Origin of the sequence: Mycobacterium sp. NPDC050041, assembly GCF_049541695.1 — a bacterium.
Lineage (GTDB): Bacteria > Actinomycetota > Actinomycetes > Mycobacteriales > Mycobacteriaceae > Mycobacterium.
In genome coordinates, this window is sequence record NZ_JBMVDG010000007.1 from 177,522 (window position 1) to 190,514 (window position 12,993).

Below are 12,993 nucleotides of genomic sequence, written 5' to 3' on the forward strand. Positions count from 1 at the left end.
ATGGCCGAAATAGTGTTGGACGGGGTGACGAAGAGTTACCCGAACGGCGCGACGGCGGTCAAGGACCTGTCGATCTCCATCGCCGACGGCGAGTTCATCATCCTGGTCGGCCCGTCCGGGTGCGGAAAGTCCACCACGCTCAACATGATCGCCGGGCTGGAGGAGATCTCGTCGGGTGAACTCCGCATCGGTGGCGAGCGCGTCAACGAGAAGGCGCCCAAGGACCGCGACATCGCGATGGTGTTCCAGTCCTATGCGCTGTACCCGCACATGACGGTGCGGCAGAACATCGCCTTCCCGCTGACTTTGGCGAAGGTCAAGAAGGACGAGATCGCCTCGAAGGTGGCCGAGACGGCCAAGATCCTCGACCTCACCGAACTCCTCGACCGCAAGCCGGGTCAGCTGTCGGGCGGGCAGCGGCAGCGGGTGGCGATGGGACGCGCGATCGTGCGCGACCCCAAGGCCTTCCTGATGGACGAGCCGCTGAGCAACCTCGACGCCAAGTTGCGGGTCCAGATGCGTTCGGAGATCTCGCGTCTGCAGAGCCGGTTGGGCACCACCACGGTCTACGTCACGCACGACCAGACCGAGGCGATGACCCTGGGTGACCGGGTGGTGGTGATGCTGGCCGGTGTGGCTCAGCAGATCGGCACCCCCGAGGAGCTCTACAACCGGCCGGCCAACCTGTTCGTCGCGGGCTTCATCGGCTCCCCGGCGATGAACTTCTTCCCGGCGACGATGACCGACGTCGGGGTGCGGTTGCCGTTCGGCGACATCACCCTCACACAGCACGTGCACGACATGCTCGCCCGCCACCCCAGGCCGGCCAACGTCATCGTCGGGATCCGTCCCGAACACCTCGAGGACGCGGCCCTGCTCGACGGCTATGCCCGTATCCGCGCACTGACCTTCGACGTCGAGGTCGACATCGTGGAGTCGCTGGGCGCCGACAAGTACGTACACTTCAGGTCCGAAGGAGCAGGCGCGCAGTCCGCTCAGCTGGCCGAGCTCGCGGCCGAGTCCGGAGCCGGTGAGAACGAGTTCGTGGCAAGGGTTTCCACGGAGTCCAAGGTCGCGGTGGGCCAGTCGCTGCAGCTGGCCTTCGATACGTCGAAGCTGGTGATCTTCGACGCGGACACCGGTGCGAACCTGACCATCCCGCCTGCGGGGGAGCGCACGGAACCCGCGGCCGCCGACGAGGTCCCCGCAGCCGAGAAGCCTGCTGCGGAGAAGCCTGCCGAAGCGCCCGCCACCGAGACATCCGCCGAGGGGGCGCACGACAAGCACGACAAGCACGACAAGGCGCCTGCCGACGCTGCCGAGGAGCGCGACCCCGACCAGCCGACCAAACCGCCTGCCGAGTGACCGACGTCCTGGCCGTGGTCCGCGCCCGGCTGGGCGAGCACTTCGCTCGGGCCGGCATCGTCGCGGACCCCGCCGCGGCCAGCATCACGTTCCTGGGCACCGAGCGCATCGACGTGCTGCGCTTCGGTCCGGACGGCCGGCCCGGGATGGAGGGCGTCAATCACTTCGTCTCCCTTGGCTGTTCGCGACACCCGATGTTCGATCCGACCGAACTGGTGACCGACGCCATCCACGGCCCCCGCGCCGAGGTGACCGTCGCCCTGCGGGGCACCACCCCGAAGGGCCTCGCCCGTTCGGTGGCGGTACTGGCCGCCGCACCCGCTGTCGAAGGGCTGGTGCTCGAACCCGGCGCACTCGTCGACCTCGGCGAGCCGCTGTTCGACCGGGCGCCCTTCACCGCATTCCTGTTGAGCGACAGCGACATCGGCGAGATCGCACTGCCCGGGCCGATCGCCCCGGTCGCCGTGCTGACGGCGACACCCATCACTCCCACCGAGGCGGCGTGGGTGCGACTCAAGGGCGCCGACGCGATGCGGGACGCCTGGACCGCCGACGGGGTCGACATCCTGGACCCGGACAGGCCCGCGGCGCGCCCCGTTTAGAGCCAGTGGTTGCGGCGGAACGTGCGGTACAGCAGGAAGCACACCGTGACCATCACCAGCAGCACCGCCGGGTAGCCGTACGTCCAGTGCAGTTCGGGCATGTTGTCGAAGTTCATCCCGTAGATGCCCGCCATCGCGGTCGGCACCGCCGCGATCGCCACGTACGCCGAGATCTTGCGCATGTCGGTGTTCTGCTGCATCGACACCTTGCCCACCGCCGCCTGCACCAGTGAGCTGAGCACCTCGTCGTAGCTGGCGATCCGGTCGGCGGCCTGGGTGTTGTGGTCGAGCACGTCGCGCATGTAGCGCCGGACCTCCTTGGAGATGAGGTCGTTGTGATCGGTGCCGATCCGCTGCAACGCCAGCGTCAGCGGGGTGACCGCGCGGCGCATCTCCACCACTTCCCGCTTGAGGAGGTAGATGTGCTCGATGTCGGTGGTGCTGGCGGGGGAGAAGATGTTCTCCTCCATCGCGTCGATGTCGGTCTCGACGAGGTCGGTGACGTCGAGGTAGCCGTCCACGACGTGGTCGGCGATCGCGTGCATCACCGCGTACGGACCCAACGCGCAGTTGGTGGGGTTGGCGTCCATCCGCTTGCGCACCCCGGCCAGCCCGCTGAAGTCGCCGTGGCGGACGGTCACCACGAAGTCCGCGCCGACGAACACCATGATCTCGCCGGTCTCGACGATCTCCCGCGCGTTGTCGATCGACGAGTGCTCGACGTAGTTGATGGTCTTGAGCACCAGGAACAGGGTGTCGTCGTAGCGCTCCAGCTTCGGTCGCTGGTGGGCGTGCACCGCGTCCTCGACGGCCAGTTCGTGCAGGCCGAAAACCTCTGCGACAGACTGCATCTGGTGCTCGTCGGGCTCGTGCAGCCCGATCCACACGAACGCCGGGCGGCCGTCGGCCTCCAGTTCGCGCACCCGGGAGAGCGCCGCGGCGTGGGTGAACTTGCCCGGCAGCCGCCTGCCCTCGCAGTACACCCCGCAGTCCACCATCGCCCGCGCGACGGGGACGTGGATGGTCGAGGCGTCGGGATGCACGGACCTGTTGCGGGTGGAGGTTCGCACCATCGACGGCGGCAGGGAGCGGAACGACGGCATGGGCCCACCTCCTGCGACACGGTCGAAACCCCTGTTCGGGCCGTACAGATGCTACGCGCCGAAGCTGGGGCCCACCTGCGCGCCGCGGTACTCACGCGGGGGGAATGGGGCACTGTGAGATTTCGCGGTCCGATACCCTTGCGCAGTGTCGGAAAGCATCGTCGCCTCCTCGCCTGACCGTGAGTCGCAGGCGCGCACCCCACAGGTCGTCATCGATGACGCCGAGATCTTCGCGGCGCACGAGGGCGGAAAACTCTCCGTCGGCATGAATTCGCCGCTGGACACCCAGCGCGCGTTGTCGATCGCCTACACGCCGGGGGTGGCTCAGGTCAGCCGCGCGATCGCCGCCGACCACACCCTCGCCGCGAAGTACACGTGGGCCAGCAGGCTGGTCGCCGTCGTCAGCGACGGCAGCGCGGTTCTCGGCCTCGGCGACATCGGTCCCGCCGCGTCGCTACCGGTGATGGAGGGCAAGAGCGCACTGTTCAAGACGTTCGGCGGGCTCGACTCGATCCCGATCGTGCTGGACACCAAGGATCCCGACGAGATCGTCGAGACCCTGATCCGGCTGCGCCCGACATTCGGCGCGGTCAACCTCGAGGACATCTCCGCCCCGCGCTGCTTCGAGATCGAGCGCCGGGTGATCGAGGCGCTGGACTGCCCGGTCATGCACGACGACCAGCACGGCACCGCCATCGTGGTGCTGGGCGCGCTCCTCGGCGCGGTCCAGGTGCTCGGCCGCGACATGCACGCCCTCAAGGTGGTCATCTCCGGCGCCGGCGCCGCGGGGGTGGCCTGCGCGAACATCCTGATCGCCGCGGGCATCCGCGACATCGTCGTGCTGGACTCCAAGGGCATCGTGCACAGCGGGCGCGACGACCTCAACACCTTCAAGGCCGAACTGGCAGCGAGCACCAATCCGCGGAATCTGACCGGCGGCATCGCCGAGGCCGTCAACGGGGCCGACATGTTCCTCGGCCTTTCGGCCGGGGTGGTGCCCGAGGAGATCATCGCCACGATGGCGCCCAAGGGCATCGTGTTCGCCCTGTCGAACCCGGATCCGGAGATCCACCCCGACGCCGCCCGCAGGCACGCGGCGGTGGTGGCGACGGGGCGCAGCGACTTCCCGAACCAGATCAACAACGTGCTGGCGTTCCCCGGTGTGTTCCGCGGTGCGCTCGACGCCGGCGCCCGCCGCATCACCGAGAAGATGAAGGTCGCCGCCGCCGAGGCCATCTTCTCCGTGGTCGGCGACGACCTGGCCGTCGACCACATCGTCCCGAGCGCGCTCGACCCGCGGGTCGGGCCCGCGGTGGCCGAAGCGGTGGCCGCGGCGTCGCAGGCCTGAGCCGACGATGCGCCGGCTGGGGTTGGCGCTCGTCGCACTCGTGCTCAGCGGCTGCGGCGGTCCGCCCGCGCCGCCGCTGATCACGATCGGCTCCTATACCGACACCGAGTCGGTGGTGATCGCGCACCTGTATGCGGCGGCGCTGCGCAACTACGGCACGGCCACCGTGGTGCTGCCGTCGGACGATCCGCTGACTGCGCTGGACGCCGCCGAGGTCGAGGTGGTGCCCGGGCTGACCGGCCGCCTGCTGCAGCGCTTCGAACCCGGCGCCACCGCCCGTGCGGGCGAGCAGGTGTACCGGCAGCTGCTGGGGGCGCTGCCCGAGGGGGTGGCCGCAGGCGACTACGCGATGTCGGCGCAGGACCGGCCGGCGCTCGCGGTCACCGAGGCGACCGCCGAGGCGCAGGGGGAGCGGCTGTCCGCGCTGACCGGCCGTTGCGCCGAGGTCCGCCCGGGGAGGGTGGCCGGGGTGCAGACGCCGTCGGTGGTGGGCACTTGCCGGCTGTCTGCGCCGCGCGAGTTCCCCGACGAGGCCGCGCTGTGGACGGCGCTGCGGGGTGGCCGGGTGAACGCCGCTTGGACCACCACCGCCGCAGCCGCGATCCCGGACGACATCGTGGTGCTGGCGGACCGATCGGCGCTGATCCGGGCCGAGAACGTGGTGCCGCTGTACCGGCGCAACGAACTCGACGAGTCACAGGTGCTGGCGCTCAACGAGGTCGCCGGGGTGCTCGACACCGCGGCGCTGGCGGAGATGCAGCAGGCAGTGGACGACGGGGCCGACCCGGGGCGGGTGGCCGACGACTGGCTGTCCGCCCACCCGCTGCGCGACTGACGTCTGCCCGCGTCCGTGCCTGCCGGGCGTGCGGCTACTTCGGCGGCGGTGGCATCATCCGCGACGTGAAGGCCGCGAACAGCCGCTGGTAGTGCGGCCCGGTGATGCGGACGATCGCGTCGAGCACCTTGGCGTCGTTGCCGATCAGGACGCGGGCCTTGTTCTTGCGCACGCCGTCGAGGATGACCACGGCCGCACGGCGCGGCGACATCGACGCCAGCTTCTTGTCGAAGACATTCGCCAACTGCTCGGCGTCGAGTCCTTCGGCCGCGGTGGCGTTGCGCGCGATCGCGGTCTTGATGCCGCCGGGGTGCACGGTCGTCACCTTGACCGGATGCTGGGCCAGGATCATCTCCTGCCGCAGCGCCTCGGTGAATCCGCGGACCGCGAACTTGGCGGCGTTGTAGGCGGCCTGGCCGGGCACCGAGAACAGCCCGAACACGCTCGAGACGTTCACCACGTGGCCGTCACCGGACTCGATGAGGTGCGGCAGGAACGCCTTGGTGCCGTTCACGACGCCCCAGAAATCGACGTCCATCACCCGTTCGATGTCCTTGTACTGGCTGACCACCACGTCACCGGTGAAGGCGATCCCGGCGTTGTTGTAGATCTGGTTGACCTTGCCGAAGTGGTTCTTGACCTCGTCGGCGTAGAGGTGGAACGCCGCGCGCTCGGTGACGTTGAGGCGGTCGGCCTTCACCGATGCCCCGATGGCCCTCAGCCGCTCCTCGGTGGCGGCCAGCCCCTCGGTGTCGACGTCGCTGATCGCCAGCTTGGCTCCCGAGCGGGCCAGTTCGATGGCCAGCGCCTGGCCGATGCCCGATCCAGCTCCGGTCACCACGGCGACCTTTCCGGCGAAGCCGTCCATGTGTGCACTCCTCTTGTCGTTGCCTCGGGACGAGGTTAGTCGGTACCCGCGGTACCACTCCCGCGGGGGCGAGGCGTAACGGCGCCGCCGCCGGCCGCGATGCCAAGTCATGCAGCGAAACAAGCGCAACCACCGCGTGGCGGCCGCCGCGCTCGCCGTGACGGCAGGCGTGTTCGGCGCCGCCCTGTCGGTCGGGGCGGCTCCCGCCCAGGCCGATCCCGCCACCGATGTGTTCCTCGACAGCCTCGGCGGTCCGGGGCTCTCGGGGATCGACCCGGCGACCGCGACTCAGGTCGGCCAGCAGATCTGCCCGATGCTCGTCGAGCCCGGCCAGAATGCGGCCAACGTCGCCGGCGAGGTGTCCGACGCGCTCGGCCGCCCGCTCGGCCCGGCCACGATGTTCACCGGCCTGGCGATCTCGGCGTTCTGCCCGGGCGCGATGGCGTCGCTGGCCAACGGCCAGACCCCGTTCCCGCTGCCGATGATGGGCTTCTGAAGTCTCGAAAGCGAAGTCAGGGTCGTGGTCCGCTACGGATCACGACCCTGACTGCTCTCTGGTGAACCAGAACTACGGGGCGAAGGCCTCGTCGAGGATCTCCTGCTGCTCGACCGCGTGCACCTTCGACGACCCGGACGACGGCGCCGACATGGCCCGCCGCGACACCCGCTTGATGCCGGTGAAGTAGTCCGGCAGCAACTCGGGCAGGATCAGGCCGAACGACGGCCACGCACCCTGGTTGGCCGGCTCCTCCTGCACCCAGAACTTCTCCTCGACGTTCGGGTACATGTCGAGCGTCTCGGCGAGTCGCCGCCGCGGCAGCGGCGCCAACTGCTCGACGCGCACGATCGCGACGTCGTCGCGGTTCTCCTTGGCCTTGCGGGCTGCCAGCTCGTAGTAGATCTTGCCGCTGGTCAGCAGCACCCGCTTGACCTTCGACCGGTCGCCGTCGCCATCGGTGTAGGTCGGCTCCTCCAACACCGAGCGGAACTTGCCCTCGGTGAACTCGCGCAGATCGCTGACCGCGGCCTTGTTGCGCAGCATCGACTTCGGCGTGAAGACGATCAGCGGCCGCTGGATGCCGTCCATGCCGTGCCTGCGCAACAGGTGGAAGTAGCTCGCCGGGGTCGACGGCACGGCGATGGTCATCGAGCCCTCGGCCCACAGCTGCAGGAACCGCTCGATGCGGCCCGACGTGTGGTCGGGACCCTGCCCCTCGTGGCCGTGCGGCAGCAGCAGCACCACGTCGGAGAGCTGACCCCACTTGGCCTCACCGGAGCTGATGAACTCGTCGATGATCGATTGCGCGCCGTTGACGAAGTCGCCGAACTGCGCCTCCCACAGCACCATTGCGTCGGGGTTGCCGACCGAGTAGCCGTACTCGAAGCCGACCGCCGCGAACTCCGACAGCGCCGAGTCGTACACCAGGAACTTGCCGCCGGTGGGCGTGCCGTCCGGGTTGGTCGCCAGCATCTGCAGCGGCGTGTACTCCTGCCCGGTCTTGCGGTCGATGATCACCGAGTGGCGCTGGGTGAACGTGCCGCGTCGGGTGTCCTGACCGGACAGCCGCACCAGCTTGCCCTCGGCGATCATCGAGCCGAGCGCGAGCAGTTCGGCGAAGGCCCAGTCGACCTTGCCCTCGTAGGCCATCTCGCGGCGCTTCTCCAGCACCGGCTTGACCCGTGGGTGCACGGTGAAGCCGTCGGGGACGTTGAGGAACGCGTCGCCGATGCGGGCCAGCTCCGCCTTGTCGACCGCGGTCGCCAGCTTCGCGGGCAGCACCTGGTCGGCCTCGACGGACTCACTGGGCGCGATGTCGTGCTTCTCGAGTTCGCGGACCTCGTTGAACACCCGCTCGAGCTGGCCCTGGTAATCGCGCAGGGCGTCCTCGGCTTCCTTCATCGAGATGTCGCCGCGGCCGATCAGCGCCTCGGTGTAGGTCTTGCGGACCCCGCGCTTGGTGTCGATCACGTCGTACATGCCGGGCTGCGTCATCGACGGGTCGTCGCCCTCGTTGTGCCCGCGGCGGCGGTAGCACAGCATGTCGATCACGACGTCCTTCTTGAACTTCTGCCGGAAGTCGACGGCGAGCTTGGCCACCCACGCGGCGGCCTCGGGATCGTCGCCGTTGACGTGGAAGATCGGCGCACCGATCATCTTCGCCACGTCGGTGCAGTACTCCGACGACTTCGAGTCGTGCGGCGAGGTGGTGAATCCGATCTGGTTGTTGACGATGATGTGGATAGTCCCGCCGGTGCGGTAGCCGCGCAGCAGCGCCAGGTTCAGTGTCTCGGCGACCACGCCCTGGCCGGCGAACGCCGCGTCGCCGTGCAGCATCATCGGCACGACGGTGAACGCGTCGTCGCCGTCACCCTTGTCGAGCAGGTCCTGCTTGGCGCGCACCAGGCCCTCGAGAACCGGGTCGACGGCCTCCAGGTGTGACGGGTTGGCGGTCAGCGACACCGCGATGTCGTTGTCGCCGAACATCTGCAGGTAGATCCCGGTCGAGCCGAGGTGGTACTTGACGTCGCCGGAGCCGTGCGCCTGCGACGGGTTCAGGTTGCCCTCGAACTCGCTGAAGATCTGCGAGTAGGGCTTGCCGACGATGTTGGCCAGCACGTTGAGCCTGCCGCGGTGCGGCATGCCGATGACGACCTCGTCGAGGCCGTGCTCGGCGCACTGGTCGATGGCGGCGTCCATCATCGGGATGACGGTCTCGGCGCCCTCCAGGGAGAACCGCTTCTGCCCGACGTACTTGGTCTGCAGGAACGTCTCGAAGGCCTCGGCCGCGTTGAGCTTGCTCAGGATGTACTTCTGCTCGGCGACGGTCGGCTTCTCGTGCTTGACCTCGACGCGCTCCTGGATCCACGTCTGTTGCTCGGGCTCGAGGATGTGGGTGTACTCGACGCCCACGTGGCGGCAGTAGGAGTCCCGCAGCAGGCCGAGCACGTCGCGCAGCTTCTTGCGCTCGGCGCCGGCGAAGCCGCCGACCTTGAACTCGCGGTCGAGGTCCCACAGCGTCAGGCCGTGGCTGTTGACGTCGAGGTCCGGATGGCTGCGGAACCGGTTCTTGTCCAGCCGCAGCGGGTCGATGTCGGCCATCAGGTGACCGCGGTTGCGGTACGCCGCGATCAGCTCGATCACCCTGGCGTTCTTGTCCTCGATCGGATCGGGGTTGTCGATGCGCCAGCGCACCGGCTCGTACGGGATGCCGAGCTCACGGAAGATCTCGTCGAAGAACTCGTCGGACAGCAGCAGCTGGTGCACCGTGCGCAGGAAGTCGCCGGACTCCGCGCCCTGGATGATGCGGTGGTCGTAGGTGGACGTCAGCGTGATGAGCTTGCCGACGCCCATGTCGTTGATGCGTTCCTCGCTGGCGCCCTGGAACTCGGCGGGGTACTCCATCGCGCCGACGCCGATGATGGCGCCCTGGTTGCGCATCAGCCGCGGCACCGAGTGCACGGTGCCGATGGTGCCCGGATTGGTCAGCGAGATCGTGACGCCGGAGAAGTCCTCGGCGGTCAGCTTGCCGTCGCGGGCGCGCCGCACGATGTCCTCGTAGGCGGCGATGAACTGGCCGAACGCCAGCGACTCGGACTTCTTGATGGCCGCGACCACGAGTTGACGGTTGCCGTCCTTGCCGGGCAGGTCGATCGCCAGACCGAGGTTGGTGTGGGCGGGCGTGACGGCGTTGGGCTTGCCGTCGACCTCGGCGAAGTGCCGGTTCATGCTCGGGAACTTGTTGACGGCCTGCACGATCGCGTACCCGATCAGGTGGGTGAACGAGATCTTGCCGCCGCGGGTGCGCTTGAGGTGGTTGTTGATGACGACGCGGTTGTCGATCATCAGCTTCGCGGGGATGGCGCGCACGCTGGTGGCGGTCGGCACCTCCAGCGAGGCGGACATGTTCTTGGCGACGGCCGCGGCGGCGCCGCGCAGCACCTGGTTCTCGTCGGAGTCGGCGTCACTCGAGGCGGCCTTCGGCTTGGCGGCCGGCGCCTTGTCGTTCTTGTCGTCGTTCTTGTCGCTCTTCTCGGCGGGCTTGTCGTTCTTGGCGGCAGGCTTCTGGGAGGACTTGTCGGCAGGCTTCTCGGAGGACTTCTCGGAGGACTTCTCGGCGGGCTTCTCGGCGGGCTTGGCCGGTGCCGGCTTGTCGTCCTTGGCGGGTGCCGATCCCGATTTCGCGGTGCCGTTGGCGGCGGCCTTGTCAGCTGATGTGTCAGCCGACTTGTCGGCCGATTTGGCCTGCGGCGGCGGCGCGGGTGCGGGTTCCGGTGGAGACTTCGGCGACGCGCTGCGGGCCGGTTGGCCGTTACCGGCCCTGGCCGTTGACGAGTCCCCGGTCGGCTCGGGGTTGTAGTCGACCAGGAATTCGTGCCAGCTGGGGTCGACCGACGAGGGATCCTCGCGGAACTTGCGGTACATCTCCTCGACCAACCACTCGTTCTGTCCGAATGGTGAAGGTGAACTGCTCACGGCAGCTACTCGCCTCGATTCCGTCGCCTCGGGCAAGCATTGGCAAGGTGCTCGCCGCTTTCGTGTCCTGGTTTAGCGTCCTCGTGTTCGCGGCCTACGTTGCGGTTACCCGCTCGTCCGCCGCCTAAAGGCTAGCGCTCTGGCATCGGCCGGACCACGTCGATGCACTTATGGTCTTAGTGGTCTCGCGGGGCGCATCGATCTGCGCCGAGTCAGGGCTGCGCGGACGGCAGCACATGCAGCGTCGACGGCCACCGCGGCGGCGGCGCACCGAACGCCTTGCGGGCGTTGTCGACGATCTTGCGGCCCATCATGCGGTTGCCCACACCGCCGACGACCGCGCCGATGCCGACCGGCAGCACCTTGCCGAACGCCAGCGCACCGCGCTTGAGGGTGTAGCGCTTGACGAAGTACTTGAGCAGCCGCGAGTTGAGTTGTGTCACGGCGGGCAGCGGGAGTGTCGCCGCGCCGTCGCTGATCCACCCGCCGCTGGTGCGGCCGGGTCCGATCAGGTCGGCGAGGGCGTGCTTGCTGTCCTCGCCGACCAGGACCGAGAGCACCAGCGCGCGGCGGCGCTCGCGGTGCTCGGCGGGGATGCCGTGCACCTCGGCGACCGCGAGCACGAACACCGACGTCGCCTCGAGGAACAGCACGGTCTCGCCTGCCACCGCCGACATCGCGGTGAGCGTGCCGATGCCGGGGAACGCCGCGGCCGATCCGACGGCTGCGCCGCTGGCCATCACCGCGCCCACGTAGTGCTTCTCCAGCGAGGTGATGATCTCGGCCGGTCCGGCGTCCGGACGGGCTTTGCGCAACCGGTCGACGTAGGCGCGCACCGCAGGCGCCTGCACCCGCGTACTGCCCTCGATGATCTGGGACAGCACCCGCGCGGCGGTGCCAGGACTCTCGGCCGAGCCGTCCGTGGTCGCAGGCAGCTTGGTCTTGCGGGACCGAGCGCTCATTCCGGGCCTCCCCGTGGGCGAACAGTGCGTGAGCCGTGGTTGTCCAGGCTATCGGGTCGACAACGAGCGGCGACCGGCGCGGGTGCCCGGCGGTGATCGCGGTCACGGCCGGGAAGAAAATATTGATATGCGGTGCTAACCAATTGCATGGCATCATCCCCACGCGTGAGCCCGCCTGTGCCAGCAACCCGCGCCTCGCGGCGCGACGCCTCGCCGCGGCGGGTGAAGATGATCCTCGTGCTCGGCGCCCTGGTCGCGCTCGGTCCGCTCACCATCGACATGTACCTGCCCGCCCTGCCCAGCATCGGCGAGGAACTCGGGGTGTCGTCGTCGGTCGTCCAGCTGACCCTGACGGGCACGCTCGCCGGCCTGGCGCTGGGCCAGCTCATCGTCGGCCCGCTGTCGGACTCGCTGGGCCGCCGCCGGCCGCTGATGGTCGGCATCGTGCTGCACATGCTGGCGTCGGTGCTGTGCGTGCTGGCGCCGAACATCGCCGTTCTCGGGGTGGCCCGCGGCCTGCAGGGGATGGGCGCCGCGGCCGCCGCCGTGGTGGCGATCGCCGTCGTGGGTGACCTGTTCTCCGGGTCGGCCGCCGCCACCGTCATGTCGCGGCTGATGCTCGTGCTCGGCGTGGCGCCGGTGCTGGCGCCCTCACTGGGCGCCGCTGTGCTGCTGCACGCCTCCTGGCACTGGGTGTTCCTCGCGCTGGTCCTGCTGGCCGGTCTGCTGCTGCTTCTCGCCGCGCTGGCGCTGCCGGAGACGCTGCCGGTCGCACACCGGCGGCCGCTGCGGGTGCGCGGCATCGCCGCCACCTACGCGGGCCTGCTGCGGGACGCCCGCTTCGTGATCCTGGTGCTGGTCGCCGCGCTCGGGATGTCGGGCCTGTTCGCCTACATCGCCGCCGCTCCGTTCGTGCTGCAGGGCCGCTACGGCGTGGACCAGCAGGACTTCGCGCTGCTGTTCGCCGCGGGCGCGGTGGCGCTGATCGGGGCGACGCAGTTCAACGTCGTGCTGCTGCGCCGGTTCACGCCGCAGACCATCGTCGTGTGGGCGCTGTCCGCGGCGTCCCTGGCCGGAGCGGTGTTCGTGGGGATCACCGTCGCCCAGGTCGGTGGACTGTTCGGCTTCCTGGCGCCGGTGTGGGCGATCCTCGCCGCCATGGGACTGGTGATCCCGAACGCACCCGCCGTGGCGCTGTCGCGGCACTCCGAGGCCGCGGGCACCGCCGCCGCGTTGCTGGGCGCCGCCCAGTTCGGGCTCGGCGCCGCCGTGGCACCGCTGGTCGGTGTGCTCGGCAACGGCGAGTTCGCGCTGGCCGTGGTGATGACGGCGGGCATGGTGATCGCCCTGTTAGCCCTGCTCGCAGTGGGCGCACCGGCTTCTGAAGACGAGGCCGACGCCGAGCGTGAGGCGGTCGCCGAAGCCGTGTGAGCGGC

The 12,993-nt window shown here is 69.2% G+C and carries 10 protein-coding genes; 6 read left to right on the top strand and 4 right to left on the bottom strand.

Annotated features, from left to right (window positions below; genetic code table 11):
* Positions 1-1,365, top strand: a complete 1,365-nt coding sequence (locus ACPCHZ_RS21350) for an ABC transporter ATP-binding protein (protein WP_423486559.1) — start codon at positions 1-3, stop codon at positions 1,363-1,365.
* Positions 1,362-1,967: a suppressor of fused domain protein gene (locus tag ACPCHZ_RS21355; protein ID WP_423486560.1), complete on the top strand. Its 606-nt coding sequence runs from the start codon at positions 1,362-1,364 to the stop codon at positions 1,965-1,967. The genes ACPCHZ_RS21350 and ACPCHZ_RS21355 overlap by 4 nt, the downstream gene beginning before the upstream one ends.
* On the opposite strand, the gene corA is transcribed toward ACPCHZ_RS21355, so the two are convergent.
* Complete coding sequence (gene corA, locus ACPCHZ_RS21360) at positions 1,964-3,070, bottom strand: magnesium/cobalt transporter CorA (protein WP_423486561.1); 1,107 nt, start codon at positions 3,068-3,070, stop codon at positions 1,964-1,966. The two genes, ACPCHZ_RS21355 and corA, sit on opposite strands and share 4 nt — an antisense overlap.
* Positions 3,071-3,215: 145 nt before the next feature.
* On the opposite strand from corA, the gene ACPCHZ_RS21365 reads away from it, so the two are divergent.
* Both ACPCHZ_RS21365 and ACPCHZ_RS21370 read left to right on the top strand, forming a co-directional pair.
* Positions 3,216-4,418, top strand: a complete 1,203-nt coding sequence (locus ACPCHZ_RS21365; protein ID WP_423486562.1) for an NAD(P)-dependent malic enzyme — start codon at positions 3,216-3,218, stop codon at positions 4,416-4,418.
* A gap of 7 nt (positions 4,419-4,425) precedes the next feature.
* Positions 4,426-5,253 (top strand): glycine betaine ABC transporter substrate-binding protein, encoded by an 828-nt coding sequence (locus ACPCHZ_RS21370; protein WP_423486563.1) that lies wholly within the window; start codon positions 4,426-4,428, stop codon positions 5,251-5,253.
* A gap of 34 nt (positions 5,254-5,287) precedes the next feature.
* Here ACPCHZ_RS21370 and ACPCHZ_RS21375 read toward each other — a convergent pair whose 3' ends face one another.
* Complete coding sequence (locus tag ACPCHZ_RS21375) at positions 5,288-6,121, bottom strand: SDR family NAD(P)-dependent oxidoreductase (RefSeq protein ID WP_423486564.1); 834 nt, start codon at positions 6,119-6,121, stop codon at positions 5,288-5,290.
* Between the two features lie 109 nt (positions 6,122-6,230).
* Between ACPCHZ_RS21375 and ACPCHZ_RS21380 the strand changes: the two genes are divergently transcribed.
* Positions 6,231-6,617: a DUF732 domain-containing protein gene (locus ACPCHZ_RS21380; protein WP_364974116.1), complete on the top strand. Its 387-nt coding sequence runs from the start codon at positions 6,231-6,233 to the stop codon at positions 6,615-6,617.
* A gap of 72 nt (positions 6,618-6,689) precedes the next feature.
* Here the strand turns inward: ACPCHZ_RS21380 and ACPCHZ_RS21385 are convergent, their stop codons facing one another.
* Positions 6,690-10,595 (bottom strand): multifunctional oxoglutarate decarboxylase/oxoglutarate dehydrogenase thiamine pyrophosphate-binding subunit/dihydrolipoyllysine-residue succinyltransferase subunit, encoded by a 3,906-nt coding sequence (locus ACPCHZ_RS21385; protein ID WP_423486565.1) that lies wholly within the window; start codon positions 10,593-10,595, stop codon positions 6,690-6,692.
* Between the two features lie 212 nt (positions 10,596-10,807).
* On the bottom strand, positions 10,808-11,557 hold the full coding sequence (locus ACPCHZ_RS21390) for a hypothetical protein (protein ID WP_423486566.1): 750 nt from the start codon (positions 11,555-11,557) through the stop codon (positions 10,808-10,810).
* A 147-nt stretch (positions 11,558-11,704) separates the two neighbouring features.
* On the opposite strand from ACPCHZ_RS21390, the gene ACPCHZ_RS21395 reads away from it, so the two are divergent.
* Positions 11,705-12,988, top strand: coding sequence for a multidrug effflux MFS transporter (locus ACPCHZ_RS21395; RefSeq protein WP_423486567.1), 1,284 nt, complete (start codon positions 11,705-11,707; stop codon positions 12,986-12,988).
* Positions 12,989-12,993 lie beyond the last annotated feature (5 nt).

Bases quoted from the DNA above. Each gene is read 5' to 3' on its own strand.
- ACPCHZ_RS21380 (WP_364974116.1), top strand. From the start codon at position 6,231: ATGCAGCGAAACAAGCGCAACCACCGCGTGGCGGCCGCCGCGCTCGCC.
- ACPCHZ_RS21375 (WP_423486564.1), bottom strand. From the start codon at position 6,121: ATGGACGGCTTCGCCGGAAAGGTCGCCGTGGTGACCGGAGCTGGATCG.
- corA (WP_423486561.1), bottom strand. From the start codon at position 3,070: ATGCCGTCGTTCCGCTCCCTGCCGCCGTCGATGGTGCGAACCTCCACC.
- ACPCHZ_RS21370 (WP_423486563.1), top strand. From the start codon at position 4,426: ATGCGCCGGCTGGGGTTGGCGCTCGTCGCACTCGTGCTCAGCGGCTGC.
- ACPCHZ_RS21350 (WP_423486559.1), top strand. From the start codon at position 1: ATGGCCGAAATAGTGTTGGACGGGGTGACGAAGAGTTACCCGAACGGC.
- ACPCHZ_RS21390 (WP_423486566.1), bottom strand. From the start codon at position 11,557: ATGAGCGCTCGGTCCCGCAAGACCAAGCTGCCTGCGACCACGGACGGC.
- ACPCHZ_RS21395 (WP_423486567.1), top strand. From the start codon at position 11,705: ATGGCATCATCCCCACGCGTGAGCCCGCCTGTGCCAGCAACCCGCGCC.